Raw genomic sequence first — 15,845 nt, 5'->3', positions numbered from 1 at the left:
GGTAAGAGGTTTATTTTAAATGCACATCAACGTCAACGTTCATACCCGGACGCAGATTTTTCACCTTATCAGAAGCATTTTCCGGATCAAGAGTGATTTTAACAGGAAGCCTTTGTACGGTTTTTACGAAGTTTCCGGTTGCGTTGTCTGGTGGTAATAGTGAAAAACGGGCTCCTGTTGCAGGAGAAAATGAGGTAATGGTACCTTTGAATTCATAATCAGGGTAGGCGTCAACACGAATGCTTACTTTTTGCCCGATTACCATTTTGCTTAATTGTGTTTCTTTAAAGTTGGCGATAACCCAGGCTTCGTTGTTGTTGATAATGTAAAACAGCGATTGTCCTGGTTGTACAAACTGTCCCGGCTGTATGTTTATTTTAGAAACCTGCCCGTCTATAGAAGCAGTAACTATTGTATAATTCAGGTTAAGTTTAGCCGCGTCAAGCACTGCTTGTGCTTTTTTGATATTGGCAGCAGCAATTTCAGCCTGCTTGTTACTTACATTAGAACGTGAAGCCGCCACCGATTTTTGGTAAGTGCTCGCTCTTTGTTGTTGTTGCAGGATTTTCAATTCGCTTTCTGCTTCCAGTTTCGCTGCTTCGGCCTGTTCGAATTGCTGTTTTGTGATAGATTTGTTTTTATAAAGATTTTGATAACGAACAAAATCGTTAGTGGCTCTCGTTAATCTGATTTTGGCAGTTTCGATATTACCACCGGCAGAAGAAATGTTTGCTTCTGATATTGAAACGCTTGCCAAAGCACCACCTATGTCTGCTTTTGATGCTTCAAGATTGCCCTGTGCTGCAACTAAAGCCGCATTGGCTTCCTCTACTTTAACCAGATAGTCTTTATTGTCGATTACAAAAAGCGTATCGCCTTTTTTCACGAAGTCGTTGTCTTTGACGTATACTTTTGTCACATAACCAGAAACACGAGGAATGATTGGGTTCATATTTTTCTCGATCTGAGCATCGTCTGTCGTTTCATGCGAAAGCGAGTGGACGTATTTGTAGATTCCATAGGTTGCGCCAATTGCCACGAGCGCAATAAGTATGTAGGTAAACTTTTTATTTGTTTTTTTCTTTTCCATCGTGAAAGAATTTAGTTTTTAGTGATGTTGAATGAATCGGTTAGTTTGCCGGAAACATTTAGCAGCTCATAATAGCTTTGTGCGATATCTGCCTTCGAAAATGCTTCGTTTAGTTTTGCCTGAAGTTCCTGTACGTCGGCTTCTAATAAGTCGTTGGTGTCTGAAAGTCCGTTATCGTATTTGTCTTTTACGATTCTGAAATTTTCTGAGGCCTGTACGATAGCTTCCTGATAAACTTTGTATTGTTTTAAAGAAAGTGCATAATTTTCCTGTGCTTCATGTACTTCTACCTTGATGCGATCTGTCAGGATATCGGTAGATTGTTTGGTTTCTGAAGCCTGGCTTTTTGCCAACTTGACATCTTTCCCATTTTTAAAGATAGAAGAGAGGTCATACGAAACGCCTACACCAAAATTGATGGCATTGGTTACTTCCAATACATTTTTAAGGTCAAAAGCTACATAACCGCCAAGTAGCGATACCGATGGATAATAATTTCCTTCTGCCGCCTTGATGTTGGCCTCAGAAGCTTTTTGCATCCATTGTAAGGCTCCCAAATCGCTTCTGCTAGATAATGCGTCATTTTCGTTTAAAGTAGCCTCAGAGAAGCCTAATTTAGAGAAAACGGCTTCATCTGGCATAATTTGGGTTCCTTCCGGGAGCTTAAGTAGGTTTACCAGCTGATAATTTATTGTAGTGACATTCTTTTTGGCATCTTCGAGCGATAATTCTACATTAGAAGATTGCAGTTGTGATTTCAGAAGGTCGTTTCTCGCAATCAGCCCGTTTTCTTCCATTGCCGTAAAATCTTTTACACGCTGCTGGGAGCTTTTTAGGTTTTCCTGAATTAGTTTTACAGATTGTTGCGCTTTGTAGAGGTTCACATACAAGATGATAGTGTTCATTGCCAATTGTTCTTTGGTGTTTTTGGCATTGAGCAGTTCCGCCTGGTATCTGTTCTCAGAGGCTTTTACGCTGTTTTTTAATTTGAATCCGGAAAAAAGCGGCATTGAAAGACTGGCCTGTCCCAAAATCAGCTGATTTACTTTAGGCGATGAAGTAGCTCCGCCTTCGCCAGGCTCTGAGCTTCCCATTGAAATCTTTGAGTTGATGTTGGCCTCGGTCAGTCGTTGGTACTGGCCGGAAATTTTCAGGCTAGGGTAGCGATTGTTTTTTACGGTTTCTAACTCGTACTTCGAAGTTTGGGCTTTGGTGTCTGCCAATCCAGCTTCATTGCTTTGTGTGACGGCCAAGCTAATGGCGTCATTGAGTGTCAGGGGCTTTTTTTCCTGGGCAGCGACTTCTGCAAATCCCAAAACCAAAAGCATTCCTAACAACAGTGGATTAGTTTTCATAAACTAAAAAGGCTTTAATTGTTTGCTTAATGTGATTAATTATTTCTGTTTTGATAAAATGGTCATAAGCTTCATCGGTTTTAAGATCGAAGAGTTCTTCATAATAAGGCCTGTTGGTATGGAAGTGAAAAAAGGTGCCCATGATGGTTGACGGCAAAAGTGCCGCATTGATGTTTTTGCGGAACGCTCCTTTATCTTGTCCCTCAGAAATTATTTTTTGAAGAGAAACGAGGTTCTGTTTTTTTACATCAGTAAAAACCTTAAAATCCATAATTCTCTTTTTTGAAGAAAATTCAAAATGGAGAATTTGGTAGAGGCATCTGTTTTTGTTCAGACGGTTAATATAAAGTTCGATGAGCTTTTCTATTTTTTCGATAGGAGTGAGGTCTTCGCTAAAAAGACTTTCCAGTTTTAATCTCAAATCGGAGGTACGGAAGATGATAAGAGATTCGAGTAATTTTTCTTTGGAGCCAAAATAATAAGAGATCATCGCGATATTGATATTGGCCTTTTTTGCGATGTCGCGAATCGAAGTTCCGTCAAAACCTTTTTCTGCAAAAAGCTCTTCGGCAACCTGAAGGATTTCTAATTGTTTTTCATTGAAATCAGTCGTCATTTTTTCGTCTTTTAAAAACGAGTACAAAATTAAACACTTGTTTAAATTAAACGATTGTTTAATTTGTTTTTAACTGTTTTTTAACAAAAAACGATTGAGAAAATCACGATAGATAATTTCTATGTTGTTTGTTTAATTTATTTTAATCCAATTATTTGAAGCTAATTATATAAACAAATAAATTAATATTGATTAATTGGAGATCCAATTTTCTAAAATTTGTTTTCCGTAAGGTGTTAAGATGGATTCCGGGTGAAATTGTACGCCTCTTACATCAAAAATTTTATGACGCAACGACATGATTTCCCCGTTTTCATCGACTGAAGTGATTTCCAAATCAGGACTTAAATTTGACTTTTCTACGACCCAGGAATGGTATCTCCCTACCCAAAATTCAGTCGGTATATTTTTAAAAAGTGGCTCGTCGTCCACTAAAATTTTGGTCTTGGTAGCCGTTCCGTGGTATACTTTTTCAAGATTTTTTAGGGTCGATCCGAAGACTTCTCCGATGGCTTGTTGTCCTAAACAGATGCCTAAAATGCTTTTTGAGGAAGCATATTCTTTAATAATTGTGTTTAATAAACCTGCTTCTGAAGGCAATCCCGGGCCTGGAGAAAGCAGAATTTTATCGTAGTTTTTGACTTCTTCAAGTTCGATTTCGTCGTTTCTGAGTACTGTAACCTGGCACTCCAAAGCTCCTAAATAATGAACCAGATTGTAGGTAAAGCTGTCGTAATTGTCAACTACAAGTATATTTTTCATGGGATATTTTAGTGTTATGATAAGGCAAAGTTACGGAAGTTTTTCGGCTGTAATACACCGCGAAAAGGATAGTAGCGGCATCCTTTTGCGGAATATAATGATGCAAAAGATGGGAGCGGATAGCCTGACCCGAAGGGATTCGCCCTAATAAAAAATCCCTGTCAGGTTAGTTCTGACAGGGATTTGGGAAAAATAATTGTTTTGGAATTAGAATTTTAAATCTACAGCCAATTCGAATTCGTCGTAGATTGCTTTGTCTCCTAAGCCGTCAAAAAAGCTCCCTGAACCGTATTTGATACCGTATTTAGTTCTGTCTACTTTAAGAGCAGCTGTTGCATTATTTTTGTTAACTGTAATTTCAAATTTTATAGGATTTGTAACGTCTTTGATAGTTAAATCAGCAGTTACAGTGTAAACGTTAGCTGATTTTTTACCGATTGATTTGAAAACCAATTTGGCTGTTGGGTATTTTTCAGTACCAAAGAAATCGTCAGCTTTTAAGTGTCCGTCTAGTTTTTCTTTACCTTGTCCGGCTTTTAAGTCAGTAGTTGAGATAGAGTTCATGTCTACTGTAAAGTTTCCACCAACTAATTTGTTGCTTTTGAAGATAAGAACACCGTTACTTAAGTCGATTGTTCCTTCGTGTTGTCCTGTTACTTTTTTACCAACCCAGTTGATTTTACTTGTTTTAACGTCAACTTTTTTCTCTTGAGCCGTTGCTGAGAATGACCCGACTGCTACTAAAAGAGCGATTGCAATAGTTTTGAAATTTTTCATTGTTTTTAAATTTGAATTTAGGTTATTATTATAAATTGATAAATAATTCTTCATTAGATTTTCTTACTTTTTTGAAGTGCTGAGTTGCATCTTCTTCATGACGGTAGCCTAAGGTTGCTATTAGAGAAGTGTTCAACCCAAGTTTGTCAAGTCCTAAGATTTCATTCACTTTTTCAGCATCAAAACCTTCCATTGGAGTTGCATCGATTTTTAATTCAGCAGCTGCGCTCAAAAGGTTTGCCAGGGCAATATAAGTTTGTTTTGAAGTCCAGTGGTTTCTTGTTTCTGCTGGTAATGTTGAGATTTTTGATTTCATGAAATCAACATAACCTTGTATGCTTTCTGCAGGAATTCCTCTAGTTGCAACAATATTGTTAGCAAAAGAATCAATTCCCGTATCGCCAAAGTTAGTTTCGTTTGCGAAAATAATCAAGTGTGATGCATCAACTATTTGTGACTGTCCCCATGCAACCGGCTGTATTTTTGCCCTAAGTTCAGGATTTTCGATAATCAGGATTTTGTATGGCTGAAGTCCGTATGAAGAAGCACTTAGTCGTACTGCCTCTTTAATTTTTTCAAGATCTTCATTTGAGATTTTTTTGGATGCATCGTATTTTTTGGTTGCATATCTCCAATTCAGGTTATTTATGATTGTACTCATTTTATTATTTATTGATTAATTGTTCTAAATTTTTCGAGTAGGTAGTTGAGCTGCTCCAATTCTTCTGCCGTAAGGTTTTGAGTCAGGATAGATTCATGGCATTCTACTTTGGGATTGAGTTCTGCTAGTAGTTCCAGACCTTTTTCGGTTATGGCAATTTCCATTTTTCTCCTATTGTCCGGACAGACTTCACGGGTAACCAGCTCTTTTAAAAGTAATTTGTCGACAAGCCGTGTCGTGTTGCTGGTTTTGGCAATCATTCGTTCCTGAATTACGCACATATTGGTTGACTTTCCATTTTGTCCTTTCAGGATTCGCAAGACGTTAAATTGCTCTGGCGATAAATCGTAAGCCTTTAAGATCTCATTAAATCGTTCTGACAAGACGTTTTGCGTATACATAATGTTCAGCACCGTTCTTTTGCCGATTGCCATAGGAGAGGTCGTTTTGATAATGTCTTCTATTTTCATTATTGTAAATACAAAATTTGTATGTACAAATGTAGTACTATTTTTAATTGTATATACAAATGTTGATTAAATTTTTGTTAAAATAATTATGTAATTGGTAGAATGCTTATTTTTATTGGGTTTAAAAGAAAAAATAAGATTTTATAAATGAAGAAAATTATCTCTCTGGGTATCGTTTTTTTGCTCATTTCCTGCAAAAGTGACGAGAAGAAAGAAGCTGTTCCCGAGTCAAAACCACTAAAAACGTATACACAAGATGGTATTTCTGTCGATTCGTATAATTTTTTAGGATTGGAACCTTATCTGAAAAAAGACAATGATACGACTTATGTGGTCAATTTTTGGGCTACGTGGTGTGTTCCTTGTGTAGAAGAACTTCCGCATTTTGAAAAGCTGAATGCTGATTATAAAGATAAAAAAGTAAAAGTGCTGTTGGTGAGTATCGACTTTCCAAAGATGGCAGAAACTAAACTGTTGCCTTTTATCAAAGAGCATAATCTGAAGTCTGAAGTTTTGTTATTGAACGATCCGGATGCTAATAAATGGATTAATAAAGTAGATTCGACCTGGAGTGGTGCTATTCCTGCAACAATAATCTATAAGGGCAACAAGCGTCGTTTTTATGAAAAGAGTTTTTCATTTGAGGAGCTTGAAAATGAAGTGAAACAATTTTAAAATAAAACTTATAAATAATCATACCATGAAAACAATTAAAATTTTTGCTTTTGTTCTGCTAGCCGGACTGGTGAGCGCTTTTACGTATAAGAATATGGATGCTGCTGCCGGTTATAAAGTAGGCGATATAGCGACTGATTTTAGCTTAAAGAATATCGATAATAAAAAAGTGTCTCTTAAAGACTTCAAAGATGCTAAAGGATATATCGTAATTTTTACCTGCAACCACTGTCCTTATGCCCAGGCTTATGAGGACAGGATTGTTGCTTTGGATAAAAAATATAAAAAACAAGGTTATCCAGTAATTGCAATTAATCCTAATAACCCGGAAAAGCAAAAAGAGGATAGTTTTGACCTGATGAAAGTTCGCGCTAAGGAAAAAGGGTTTACATTTCCTTATTTGTTAGATGAAGGACAAAAAATTTATCCTCAATATGGTGCTACAAAAACACCTCATGTTTACATCCTACAGAAAACATCAAAAGGAAACCAGGTTAAATATATTGGTGCAATTGATGACAATTATGGCGATGAGAAAGCAGTAAAACAAAAATATGTAGAAAATGCAGTAGATGCTCTTTTGAAAAACAAAGAAGTGACAGTAAAAGAAACTAAAGCTATTGGATGTTCTATTAAAGCATAACTTTTTTAAATACAATGATGAATATAACACAAGAACAATGGTGGTCACAAGCGCAAGAAGATGAAAATGCTGTAATTCTTGACGTAAGGACTGAAGACGAATGCAACAGAGGAATGATTCCGGGAGCCAAAAATATAGATATCTATAAAGGGCAGGGATTTATTTATGAAGTGGAGGAATTGGACAAAACCAAAAATTATTATGTCTATTGCCAGGCAGGAATGCGCAGTGCGAAAGCCTGCAGTGTGATGGAACAGTTAGGGTTTGCTACGACGTATAACCTCATAGGCGGAATGTCTGAATGGGATGGTCCCGTTGTTTTACCAGAATAAAAAAAGGAGCAATTGCTCCTTTTTTTTATGACCGTTGCGGATTTTGAATTTGAGATTTAAGATTTAAGATTTTGGATTTGAGATTTTGGATTTCTGATTTTAGCCACAGATTAGAATAGTTACACAGATTTGAAGTCTATTAACCTTAGCACCTTAGTACCTCAAAACCTTAGTACCTTTTTTATAAAAAATAAATTACTTTTATGTCCTAAAAAATTTAAAACATGAAAACTTTATATTCTTTATTATTTGTCTTGATGAGTTTTGTTTCCTGCCAATCGCAGAATAAATCTCCTGAATTGATTGCTCCAGATGCTTTTTCCAAAAGAATCGAATCTGGAAATGTCCAGTTGGTTGATGTCAGAACTCCAAAAGAATACAATCAGGGCCATCTTAAGGGAGCTAAAAATGTGCACCTTTATGACCAGGATTTTACAGACCGAATCAACAAATTAGATAAAACCAAACCTGTTTATGTGTACTGCAAAGCAGGCGGAAGAAGCGCTGAAGCAGTTGAAATTATGCAGGCTCAAGGTTTTAAGAATATTATAGAGCTCAAAGGCGGAACCGATTCCTGGACAGAAACCGGTTTACCTCTGGAGCAATAATTATTGTATCGTATAGATCAGTTCGGTTCTTTCTGCAACTCTGAAATAGCCTAGCGCATAGTTGTTCCTGTCAGTCTGATTGACAATATTTCCTCTTACGTTAGCAGGCGTTGTTTGGAAAGGACCGCCTCCGGCTCCTTCAGCCATACCAATCAGGATGTACATATAGTTATAGTAACGTTCGGAAATTCCCAAAAGAGAAATCTTGAGTTGGTCTCCGGGCTTAAAATCTTTGTGCGTAAAAAGCCCAAACATTTCATTACCCTGGAAAAATTTATCGTCCATAACATCATAATCCGGATAAGGAAGATGCGGCGTTTCAAATTTGCTCAGGTAGAAGTTGTCTTCCTGGCCGTTGTCATTATAATAAAACTTGACTTCGATTTCATCGTTTGAAAATCCACCTTCGTTATTCTGTTCTGTTCTTGTGATGACAGGTACGGACGCCATTTTTTCAGTAGCCGTATACGTTTGTCCGTTGTGGACTACAGTCAATACGTAGGTTTCGCCAATTACTGGTTGGAAATCAGAACAAACATACTCACCAGTACCCGGAGTTTCTGTAAAAGTAAAAGTGGAATTGCTGCTGTTAGTAACAAAAACAGTAGCATCGGAAACCACAGGAATTACGTTTTGGAAATAGCCGGTAGTGGTAGTCAGTTTTATTTTCTGGGTTGCACCGTCAGTTCCTTTAATCCAGTCAATTGATGCATCAATGACAAGTCTGGGTGGTGCCGTTTTAAGATCCACATCAACTACTTCTTCACAGCTACTAAGGCAAAGAACTGATAGGAAAAGAAGGGCTATATATTTTATATTTTTCATGATAGTATCGGATTAGAATTTGAAATTATAAGTAACGCTTGGAATAAAACCAAAGATAGATAGCCTTACAGCTTCGTTTCTTCCGGTATCTTCGTTTTGCCTAAACGTCATAGAAGCAGAGTTCATACGGTTGTATAGGTTGTAGATGCTGAAAACCCATTCTCCCTGCCATCCTTTTTTCTTGTCTGGTTTTGGGATATACGTTGCGGAAACGTCTAAGTGATGGTAAGCAGGAAGCCTGTCTCCGTTTCTGGTGCCATAAGTAGGAACGATTACTCCGCCATATTCATATTGTCCATTCGGATAAGTAACCGGTTGTCCGGATTGCAAGGCAAAAGTACTTCCAAACGACCATTTTTCGTTTAATTTATAGGATGCCGTAACCGCTAAGTTATGCGTTTTATCATAACCGGTGCTATACCAATTTCCGTTATTGATTCCGATTTCTCCTGCTGTTCTTCCAGGTGTCTGCTGCTCAGAACGTGAAAGCGTATAAGAAATCCATCCGTTCAGTTTACCAGAATTTTTTCGCAATAAGACTTCCAATCCGTATGCTCTTGATCTTCCGTTTAAGATTACCTGTTCGATTGCCTCGTTAGCAATAAGGTCGGCTCCATCAATATAATCAATCCTGTTTTTGACTTTCTTGTAATAGATTTCTGTTTCCAGTGTATAGTCGTCGTTGTGGAAATTTCTGAAATATCCTAAAGCAACTTGGTCTAAAAGTTGTGGTTTGATAAAGTTATCACTCGGTGCCCACACGTCTAATGGAGTAGGCGATGCCGTGTTAGAAACCAGGTGGATGTACTGGCTCATACGGTTGTAGCTTGCTTTTATCGATTGGTTGTCACTTAATTGATAAGAGATAGCAAATCGAGGTTCAAGATTGTTAAACGATGCGATTGTCTGGCCGCTTCCAAAATGTTCTGTCCCGATAGGTTTTCCCTTTTCATAGATTTGAAGTTCCGGATTAAAGGTAACGGCCTCGTTATTGGCATAAATGTTCATGTCTTGTTGTCCCATTCTGTAAAACATACTGTAACGGAAGCCGTAGTTTACGCTAATCTTATCTGTTAGTTCCTGTTCTGCGTCAACATATAACGCCGGTTCCAGTGCATATTTTTTATCCAATTGCTGATGGTTGATTCCGGAAGAAGGGCCTGTTGGCGATACGGTTCCAGGATTAAAGTTGTAGTACACGGCATTTAAACCATAAGTCATTTTAAATTTCTCGCTTATATAATGCTTGAAATCGTATTTAATATTGTAGTTTTTGATTCCTGAATCCCAGTTCAGTCCTGCTACATCTAACTTAAGCCCATAGTAATAATCGCTGTAGATCATCGACAGGTTAGAGAAAAGTTTTTCAGAGTACAGGTGGTTCCATCTCAGGTTCAATACGGCATTTCCATAGATATTGTTGAATTGGTCGCCTATATCAAAAACGTCTCTTCCAAAATAACCGGATAGGAACAAGTTGTTATTTTCGTTAAGCTTATAGCTTAGTTTTGTGTTCAGGTCATAAAAATAAGCGCTGTTCTTGTTGTCTGTTAGTTTTAAAAATAAGTGTGCATAGGAGCTTCTTCCTGCTACAAGGAAAGAACCTTTTCCTTTTTCTATAGGACCTTCAGCCAAAAGTCTGCTCGAAATTACACCAATACCTCCATTCATGTGAAATTGGTTACTGTTTCCTTCTTTTTGGTAAATGTCTAAAACGGATGAAACTCGGCCTCCAAAACGGGCAGGGATACCTCCTTTATAAAGTTTGAGGTCTTTGATTGCATCTGAGTTGAAAACAGAAAAGAAGCCGAATAGGTGGGAAGAGTTGTAAAGCAAGGCTTCATCCAGAAGGATAAGGTTTTGGTCTGCAGCGCCACCGCGTACATTAAAACCTGAGGCTCCTTCGCCCGCATTTGTAACACCTGGAAGTTGGAGAATGGATTTTAAGATATCCGTTTCACCCATAACTGCCGGCATTTTTTTGATTTCCTGAATGGTAAGCTTGTTAACACTCATTTCAGGCTTTTTGATGTTGGCAATGTTTTTTCTCTCTGTGATTACGATTTCTTCGAGATTTTGAGCAGCAGTTTCAAGGCTGACGTTTTTTCGAAGATTCTGTTGCAGTGAAATCTTTTCTTCGGATGTCTGGAATCCCATATAGCTGACCTGTAGCGTATAATCTCCTTTTGGGATAGATAATGAAAAGAAACCGTATTCGTTTGTGGTAGTACCTGATTGGAGCTCAGGAATGTAAATGTTAACTCCGATAAGAGTTTCATTGTTTTGCGAATTGACAATAGTACCACTTAAGGTGACTTTGTCTTGGGCCTTTGCCCAGCCTCCAATGAGGAAGAGCAGGATTAGTAAAGGAACGTGTGTTTTTTGATTTTTTTGATTCATGATTTGTTTGTTATTGTTCTTGTGAGAAAATTCACTTTCGTAAAACGTTTATGTTTAAGAAATATTTTACAAAAACATAATTTAACGTTTTACAAACGTAAGACGATAAACAAACTGGATTGTTACATTTTTTAACTTTAAGAGATGGTTATGTTATTTTAGGAAGGTAAATGGTAAAAGTAGCTCCTAGGTCTGGTTTTCCTTCTGCCATGATAAATCCGTTGTGGTTTTCGGTGATTTTTTTGCAGATGGCGAGACCGATTCCGGTACCATTATAGTCGATATCGGTTTCCAGACGTTTGAACAGCATAAAGATTTTTTCTGAAAATTCCTGCCTGAAACCAATACCGTTGTCGGTTATGGTTATTTTGTGGTATTTTTTGTCAATGAGTTCAATGTTGTTGATGGTTTCGCCTGCTTTGATTTTTTCTGTTTTGATCTTGATAACCGGCGGTATATCTTCTTTACTGTATTTTAAGGAGTTTGAGATGAGATTGACAAAAAGCTGATGGATTTGAAAAGGAATGGCATTTATTCTTGGCAGGTTGCCTATTTCAACAGTAGCATTTTTTTCTTCAATGTTAACGGCAAGCTCAAGAAGCACATCTTCAAGGAGTTTGTTAAGGCTGGTTTTGACAAAAACCTTATCATTTTTTATGGTTTTAGAGTAATCCACCAGATCCATCATCAGGTTCTGCATCCTGTTTGCAGAGCTTTTGATTTTTGTGAAATAGTCTTTGCCTTTTTCAGAAATCGTTTCGGATTCAGATTCTTCTATTCTGGAAATAAACATCTGTATTTTTCGCAAAGGTTCCTGAAGGTCATGGCTGACAATCTGGTTAAAAGATTCCAACTCTGCATTTATAGCAATGAGCGATTTATTTTTTTCTTCTAATGCCAGTTTGTTGTTATATTCTTCTGTAATATCATTGCTAACGCCAATCTTGACAAGCTCTCCTTTGTTGTTATATGTAAAATCGCCCGTGGAATTAATATATCGTATTTCTCCGTCCTTACGAATGATTCTATAAATCATTGATGTTGGTGTATGGTTTTGTATGGATTTATCATGCTGCTTCATTGTTTCCTCAATATCATCCGGATGGATGTAAGGGAGCACATTTTCTACTTTTTGGTCAAAAGCATTGGGTTTCAGTCCTAATATTCTGAAAAAGTTATCAGAATAGAAGAATTTTCCGGTTTTCATGTTTATTTTCCAGTGGCTTATTCCTGCTACTTTCTCGGCATTATCGGCTACCTGGTTGACAAATTTGAGTTCTTCGTTTAGCTTTTGTACTTTTTCGTAGTCAATATTAATTTTGTTTAGAGAAAAAAGTAAGATAACCAGCGTTAGGATGGTAAGTGAAAAAGCGGTAATGGTTGATGTTTCAATATCATAACGGTGGTTGATATTATGTATTTTGAGCTTGGTAACTTCTTGCTCTATGAGCTTGTATATTTTTTTCTGAAGTTCTTTGGTTTGTTTGTCGCCTTCTGATAATTTGGCATTTAAGAGTGCGGCATCAAGAGGTTGTGCATTTGAGATTGCCAAGGTTTCATCAAAAAGAGCCAGCCTTTTTTGCAGGTCATTGTCAATAGATTCTATGTTTTTCAAATCCTGTTTGCTCGAAAACTGATCTTTTAGCAGTGACAGGCTTTTGAAGATTTTTCTTTTTGTGACGAAGTTGTTATCATAAAACGTGGAGTCTTTTGTAATGATATAGCTCCGCATTTCGTTTTCTCTTTGGATGACTTCAGAAATAATTTTTTCCAGCTCAAACTGTTTTTTGTTAGAAGTCGAAATGAGATCTACAGATTGATTCAGGCTTTTCATCTGGACATGAAAGACAATGGCAACGCTTATAACCAAAATAAATGATATCCCTTGGGCTGTTCTGTAAACAAGAGTAGGGGTTAATAATTCTTTTAGCTTCATATCCTTTGGTTTTCGCCTTTAGATGCTGAAAAAGAAAGTGTCTTTGTTTAATCCAGAGGTATGGAATTGCCAATTGATATTGACAACTTCCCTGAGTACTTTTTTCAGGTTTGCAAAATCGTTAGGCTTTTTAATGTAAATATTGGCACCTCCAACAAAAGTTTCTTCGATGTCTTTTTCTGAAGACGAGGTTGAATAAATTGCGATTGACATGTCTTTAAACTTAGGATTTTGACGTATTTCCGTAAGACATTCATTTCCGCTTTTACTAGGCATGTTTAAGTCCAGGAACAAAATATGCGGCAATATTATATCTGGCCTTTCGAGATAATCCATTAATTCTCTTCCGTTCTTAAAGACTGTAAGGTTATTATTGATTTTTAGCTCTTTTATAGCATCGTTAAAAAAGTTACGATCGTCTTCATCATCATCTGCAAGCATAATGTTTATGGTAGACTGGTCTTTAATCATAGTTTAGGGGTTTTTGATATCTCAAATATAGGTTTAATTTATTACTCTTTGTTCATGCTACGTCTTTTATCTACTATCCTTTTAAACATGGAAGGCGTAAGGCCTGTAGTTTTTTTGAATTGCCCGGAAAGGTGTGCGACGCTACTGTAGTTGAGTTTATAAGATACTTCTGTTAGCGTTAGACCGTCTTCTATAATCAATTTTTTAGCTCTTTCTATTTTCTGCATAATGATATAGTTCTCGATGGAAGTATAGGTATGTTCTGAAAATATATTCGAGATATAGCCGTAACTCAGATTAAGTTTGTCTGAAAGATAAGAGGAAATGGTTGATGTTGGTAATTTATCTTTTTCATATACCATTTCTATAATAGTGTCTTTTATTTTTTGAATGAGCTGGCTTTTTTGGTTGTCGAGCAATTCTATGCCATATTTTTTTAAGGCTTCTCTTAATTCATCATACGTTTCTTCGGGTATTGATTCCTTGAATTCTATTTCGCCGAGGTCGAGAAGCTGGTATTGGATACCGAATTTTTCCAGCTGTTCCTGCAAGATTATGCGGCAGGCTTGATTAATGTCATATTTGATGTATAGCTTCATGTGGGATCAGTGGTTAGGACAATAAATTTATTAAAAAATGTTCTAACTTCAACAGCTTCCTGCTCAGTATTCAGAAGAATATTTAACAGTTTTTGGCTTTGGGCTATATTTCAGCAACTTGCATAAACAAAAACTGGAGTACTTTTTTCAAAATACTCCAGTTTTATTGGCTGAATTAGTATAGCAATTTTCCCCCCTTGTTAATATAACTCAGTTTTGTTCCCTTATTTCAAATGTATTATTTTTTAATAGGTGAAAAATTACATTATTTATACTTTTATTTATACGATTTCAATTTATAGTATTGAAATATAGAGGTTTATACAGTCTTTATATTGTGTAAGGATTTCTTAAAATTATGTAAAAATTTTTGTTAAAAAATGCTTAAATTTGAGAAGAAAGATTTCGTTTTCAGAGTGAAAAGTCCAACTAAAAAAGCAAAATCATGAAAATAGTATCCTTATTCTTATCGATTTTTGTTTTTGGAATTGCGGCTTATTTTTTTGTTGCCGATTTTAGGAACTCTTTAGAGCTGAACTATATCATATATATGTTATTGTTGCTAATCCTGATGTCTATTTGTGTTGTGGGTGTTATGATTAATGTACCCTTACTCATTCGGGGAAAGCGCAAAATGAATGTGTTTTTATACAATAGCTTTTCTAAAAAATATGCTGGTTCAAGGCAAATCAGATTAAAAAGAGATGTCCAATATAAAAAGGAACCCAACTACCACCAGGATACTATCTAGCATTACTAAATTATGTTAAATTGAAAACGGCTTATAACCATAGCATAAGCCGTTTTTTGTTTTTTATATAAGAGCCTATTTGCTACAGAATAGCATTCTTGAGCTTTGATGCTTCATAATGTTTTTTGTTTACGGTTTTTTCTTCTCCTTTTGGCAGATTGCTTAACGATTCCCGTTCTCTTCTTCGATATCCTTTGTGAAACATTCTGTCTTCCATGTCAGATGCTCTTTCGCACATCGAATCCCATTTCCCCGTTTTTTTCAAGATTAATCGGGCAACGGCTACAGCGGCAACTCCGGCTGCGATTCCTAGTAATACATTTTTGCTTTTCATTGTGTAGAAGTTTTTAGGTTATTTTTATTGTAATATCCAAAGCCTTAAATTCAGGCATTGTTATGAGATTTATGTCTATTAAATTTACAAACTTTAAAAACGGAACAGTACTAATGATTTTATAAAATTTGTAAAAAGAAATACAATTTTAATCATAAAAGTTTTTCTGTCTTTTACTAGAATATGCCTGTCTGCCAATAGCGCTTTAACGGATTCACCAAAAAGAAATCTTTATTGGCTAGAAAAATAAAATCCCTGCTAGTATTTCATATAGCAGGGATTTCAGAAATAAATAATCCCCAAAATTAAATAATTGAGATATCTCAATTACCTAGTATGTTTAAAATATCAGAGGTCATCATCTTCGGGATAGCCTTCCAGTATATTTTCATTCGAGTCAAATGTGCATACCATTGGTGGCCTGACAAATTCTAAAAGCCAATCCGGCAGCTTAGATTTCAAGTTAATGGAACTATTTTCAGACCCAAAATTTAAATGGTGGCTGTCCTTGTTTTGATTCTCTTCCATATTTGTTTCTTG

At 36.4% G+C, this 15,845-nt stretch carries 19 protein-coding genes; 5 read left to right on the top strand and 14 right to left on the bottom strand.

Annotated elements, in window-relative coordinates; all coding sequences use genetic code 11:
- Positions 1-10: 10 nt before the first annotated feature.
- The 7 genes from ABH942_RS16225 to ABH942_RS16195 form a co-directional block, all read right to left on the bottom strand.
- Positions 11-1,090: an HlyD family secretion protein gene (locus ABH942_RS16225; protein WP_370033815.1), complete on the bottom strand. Its 1,080-nt coding sequence runs from the start codon at positions 1,088-1,090 to the stop codon at positions 11-13.
- 11 nt (positions 1,091-1,101) lie between these two features.
- Complete coding sequence (locus ABH942_RS16220) at positions 1,102-2,445, bottom strand: TolC family protein (RefSeq protein ID WP_370033813.1); 1,344 nt, start codon at positions 2,443-2,445, stop codon at positions 1,102-1,104.
- Positions 2,435-3,061: a TetR/AcrR family transcriptional regulator gene (locus ABH942_RS16215; RefSeq protein ID WP_370033811.1), complete on the bottom strand. Its 627-nt coding sequence runs from the start codon at positions 3,059-3,061 to the stop codon at positions 2,435-2,437. Before ABH942_RS16215 ends, ABH942_RS16220 begins: the two co-directional genes overlap by 11 nt.
- Before the next feature lie 192 nt (positions 3,062-3,253).
- The gene (locus ABH942_RS16210; protein ID WP_370033809.1) at positions 3,254-3,823 is read right to left on the bottom strand and encodes an aminodeoxychorismate/anthranilate synthase component II; all 570 of its coding nucleotides are present in this window, start codon (positions 3,821-3,823) and stop codon (positions 3,254-3,256) included.
- A gap of 207 nt (positions 3,824-4,030) precedes the next feature.
- Positions 4,031-4,600, bottom strand: a complete 570-nt coding sequence (locus ABH942_RS16205) for a YceI family protein (RefSeq protein ID WP_370033807.1) — start codon at positions 4,598-4,600, stop codon at positions 4,031-4,033.
- A gap of 28 nt (positions 4,601-4,628) precedes the next feature.
- A complete protein-coding gene (locus ABH942_RS16200) occupies positions 4,629-5,261 on the bottom strand; it encodes an NAD(P)H-dependent oxidoreductase (RefSeq protein ID WP_370033805.1) in 633 nt (210 codons plus the stop codon).
- Between the two features lie 8 nt (positions 5,262-5,269).
- Positions 5,270-5,731 carry a MarR family winged helix-turn-helix transcriptional regulator gene (locus ABH942_RS16195; protein WP_370033803.1) on the bottom strand — a complete coding sequence of 154 codons (462 nt, stop codon included), beginning with the start codon at positions 5,729-5,731 and terminating at the stop codon, positions 5,270-5,272.
- Positions 5,732-5,878: 147 nt separating this feature from the next.
- On the opposite strand from ABH942_RS16195, the gene ABH942_RS16190 reads away from it, so the two are divergent.
- From ABH942_RS16190 to ABH942_RS16175, 4 genes are all read left to right on the top strand, one after another.
- Complete coding sequence (locus ABH942_RS16190; protein WP_370033801.1) at positions 5,879-6,406, top strand: TlpA disulfide reductase family protein; 528 nt, start codon at positions 5,879-5,881, stop codon at positions 6,404-6,406.
- A 25-nt stretch (positions 6,407-6,431) separates the two neighbouring features.
- Positions 6,432-7,049 (top strand): thioredoxin family protein, encoded by a 618-nt coding sequence (locus ABH942_RS16185; RefSeq protein WP_370033799.1) that lies wholly within the window; start codon positions 6,432-6,434, stop codon positions 7,047-7,049.
- Positions 7,050-7,066: 17 nt separating this feature from the next.
- Positions 7,067-7,381 (top strand): rhodanese-like domain-containing protein, encoded by a 315-nt coding sequence (locus tag ABH942_RS16180; RefSeq protein WP_370033846.1) that lies wholly within the window; start codon positions 7,067-7,069, stop codon positions 7,379-7,381.
- A 224-nt stretch (positions 7,382-7,605) separates the two neighbouring features.
- Positions 7,606-7,989, top strand: a complete 384-nt coding sequence (locus tag ABH942_RS16175) for a rhodanese-like domain-containing protein (protein ID WP_370033797.1) — start codon at positions 7,606-7,608, stop codon at positions 7,987-7,989.
- Here ABH942_RS16175 and ABH942_RS16170 read toward each other — a convergent pair whose 3' ends face one another.
- The 5 genes from ABH942_RS16170 to ABH942_RS16150 all read right to left on the bottom strand — a co-directional run bounded on the left by ABH942_RS16170 (position 7,990) and on the right by ABH942_RS16150 (position 14,220).
- Positions 7,990-8,814 (bottom strand): DUF4249 domain-containing protein, encoded by an 825-nt coding sequence (locus tag ABH942_RS16170; protein ID WP_370033795.1) that lies wholly within the window; start codon positions 8,812-8,814, stop codon positions 7,990-7,992.
- A 12-nt stretch (positions 8,815-8,826) separates the two neighbouring features.
- Entirely contained in the window at positions 8,827-11,214 is a 2,388-nt protein-coding gene (locus ABH942_RS16165) for a carboxypeptidase-like regulatory domain-containing protein (RefSeq protein WP_370033793.1), read from the bottom strand.
- A gap of 148 nt (positions 11,215-11,362) precedes the next feature.
- Positions 11,363-13,150 (bottom strand): ATP-binding protein, encoded by a 1,788-nt coding sequence (locus ABH942_RS16160; RefSeq protein WP_370033791.1) that lies wholly within the window; start codon positions 13,148-13,150, stop codon positions 11,363-11,365.
- 18 nt (positions 13,151-13,168) lie between these two features.
- Entirely contained in the window at positions 13,169-13,621 is a 453-nt protein-coding gene (locus ABH942_RS16155) for a response regulator (RefSeq protein WP_370033789.1), read from the bottom strand.
- Positions 13,622-13,662: 41 nt separating this feature from the next.
- Positions 13,663-14,220 (bottom strand): helix-turn-helix domain-containing protein, encoded by a 558-nt coding sequence (locus tag ABH942_RS16150; RefSeq protein WP_370033787.1) that lies wholly within the window; start codon positions 14,218-14,220, stop codon positions 13,663-13,665.
- A gap of 445 nt (positions 14,221-14,665) precedes the next feature.
- Between ABH942_RS16150 and ABH942_RS16145 the strand changes: the two genes are divergently transcribed.
- Positions 14,666-14,971 (top strand): hypothetical protein, encoded by a 306-nt coding sequence (locus ABH942_RS16145; protein ID WP_370033785.1) that lies wholly within the window; start codon positions 14,666-14,668, stop codon positions 14,969-14,971.
- A gap of 82 nt (positions 14,972-15,053) precedes the next feature.
- On the opposite strand, the gene ABH942_RS16140 is transcribed toward ABH942_RS16145, so the two are convergent.
- On the bottom strand, positions 15,054-15,305 hold the full coding sequence (locus ABH942_RS16140) for a hypothetical protein (RefSeq protein WP_370033783.1): 252 nt from the start codon (positions 15,303-15,305) through the stop codon (positions 15,054-15,056).
- A 348-nt stretch (positions 15,306-15,653) separates the two neighbouring features.
- On the bottom strand, positions 15,654-15,833 hold the full coding sequence (locus ABH942_RS16135) for a hypothetical protein (RefSeq protein WP_370033781.1): 180 nt from the start codon (positions 15,831-15,833) through the stop codon (positions 15,654-15,656).
- Positions 15,834-15,845: the final 12 nt, after the last annotated feature.

The organism is Flavobacterium sp. 28YEA47A (assembly GCF_041262125.1).
GTDB lineage: Bacteria > Bacteroidota > Bacteroidia > Flavobacteriales > Flavobacteriaceae > Flavobacterium.
The sequence above is the reverse complement of the archived record's forward strand: the minus strand, read 5'-3'. Positions and strand labels throughout refer to the sequence as shown.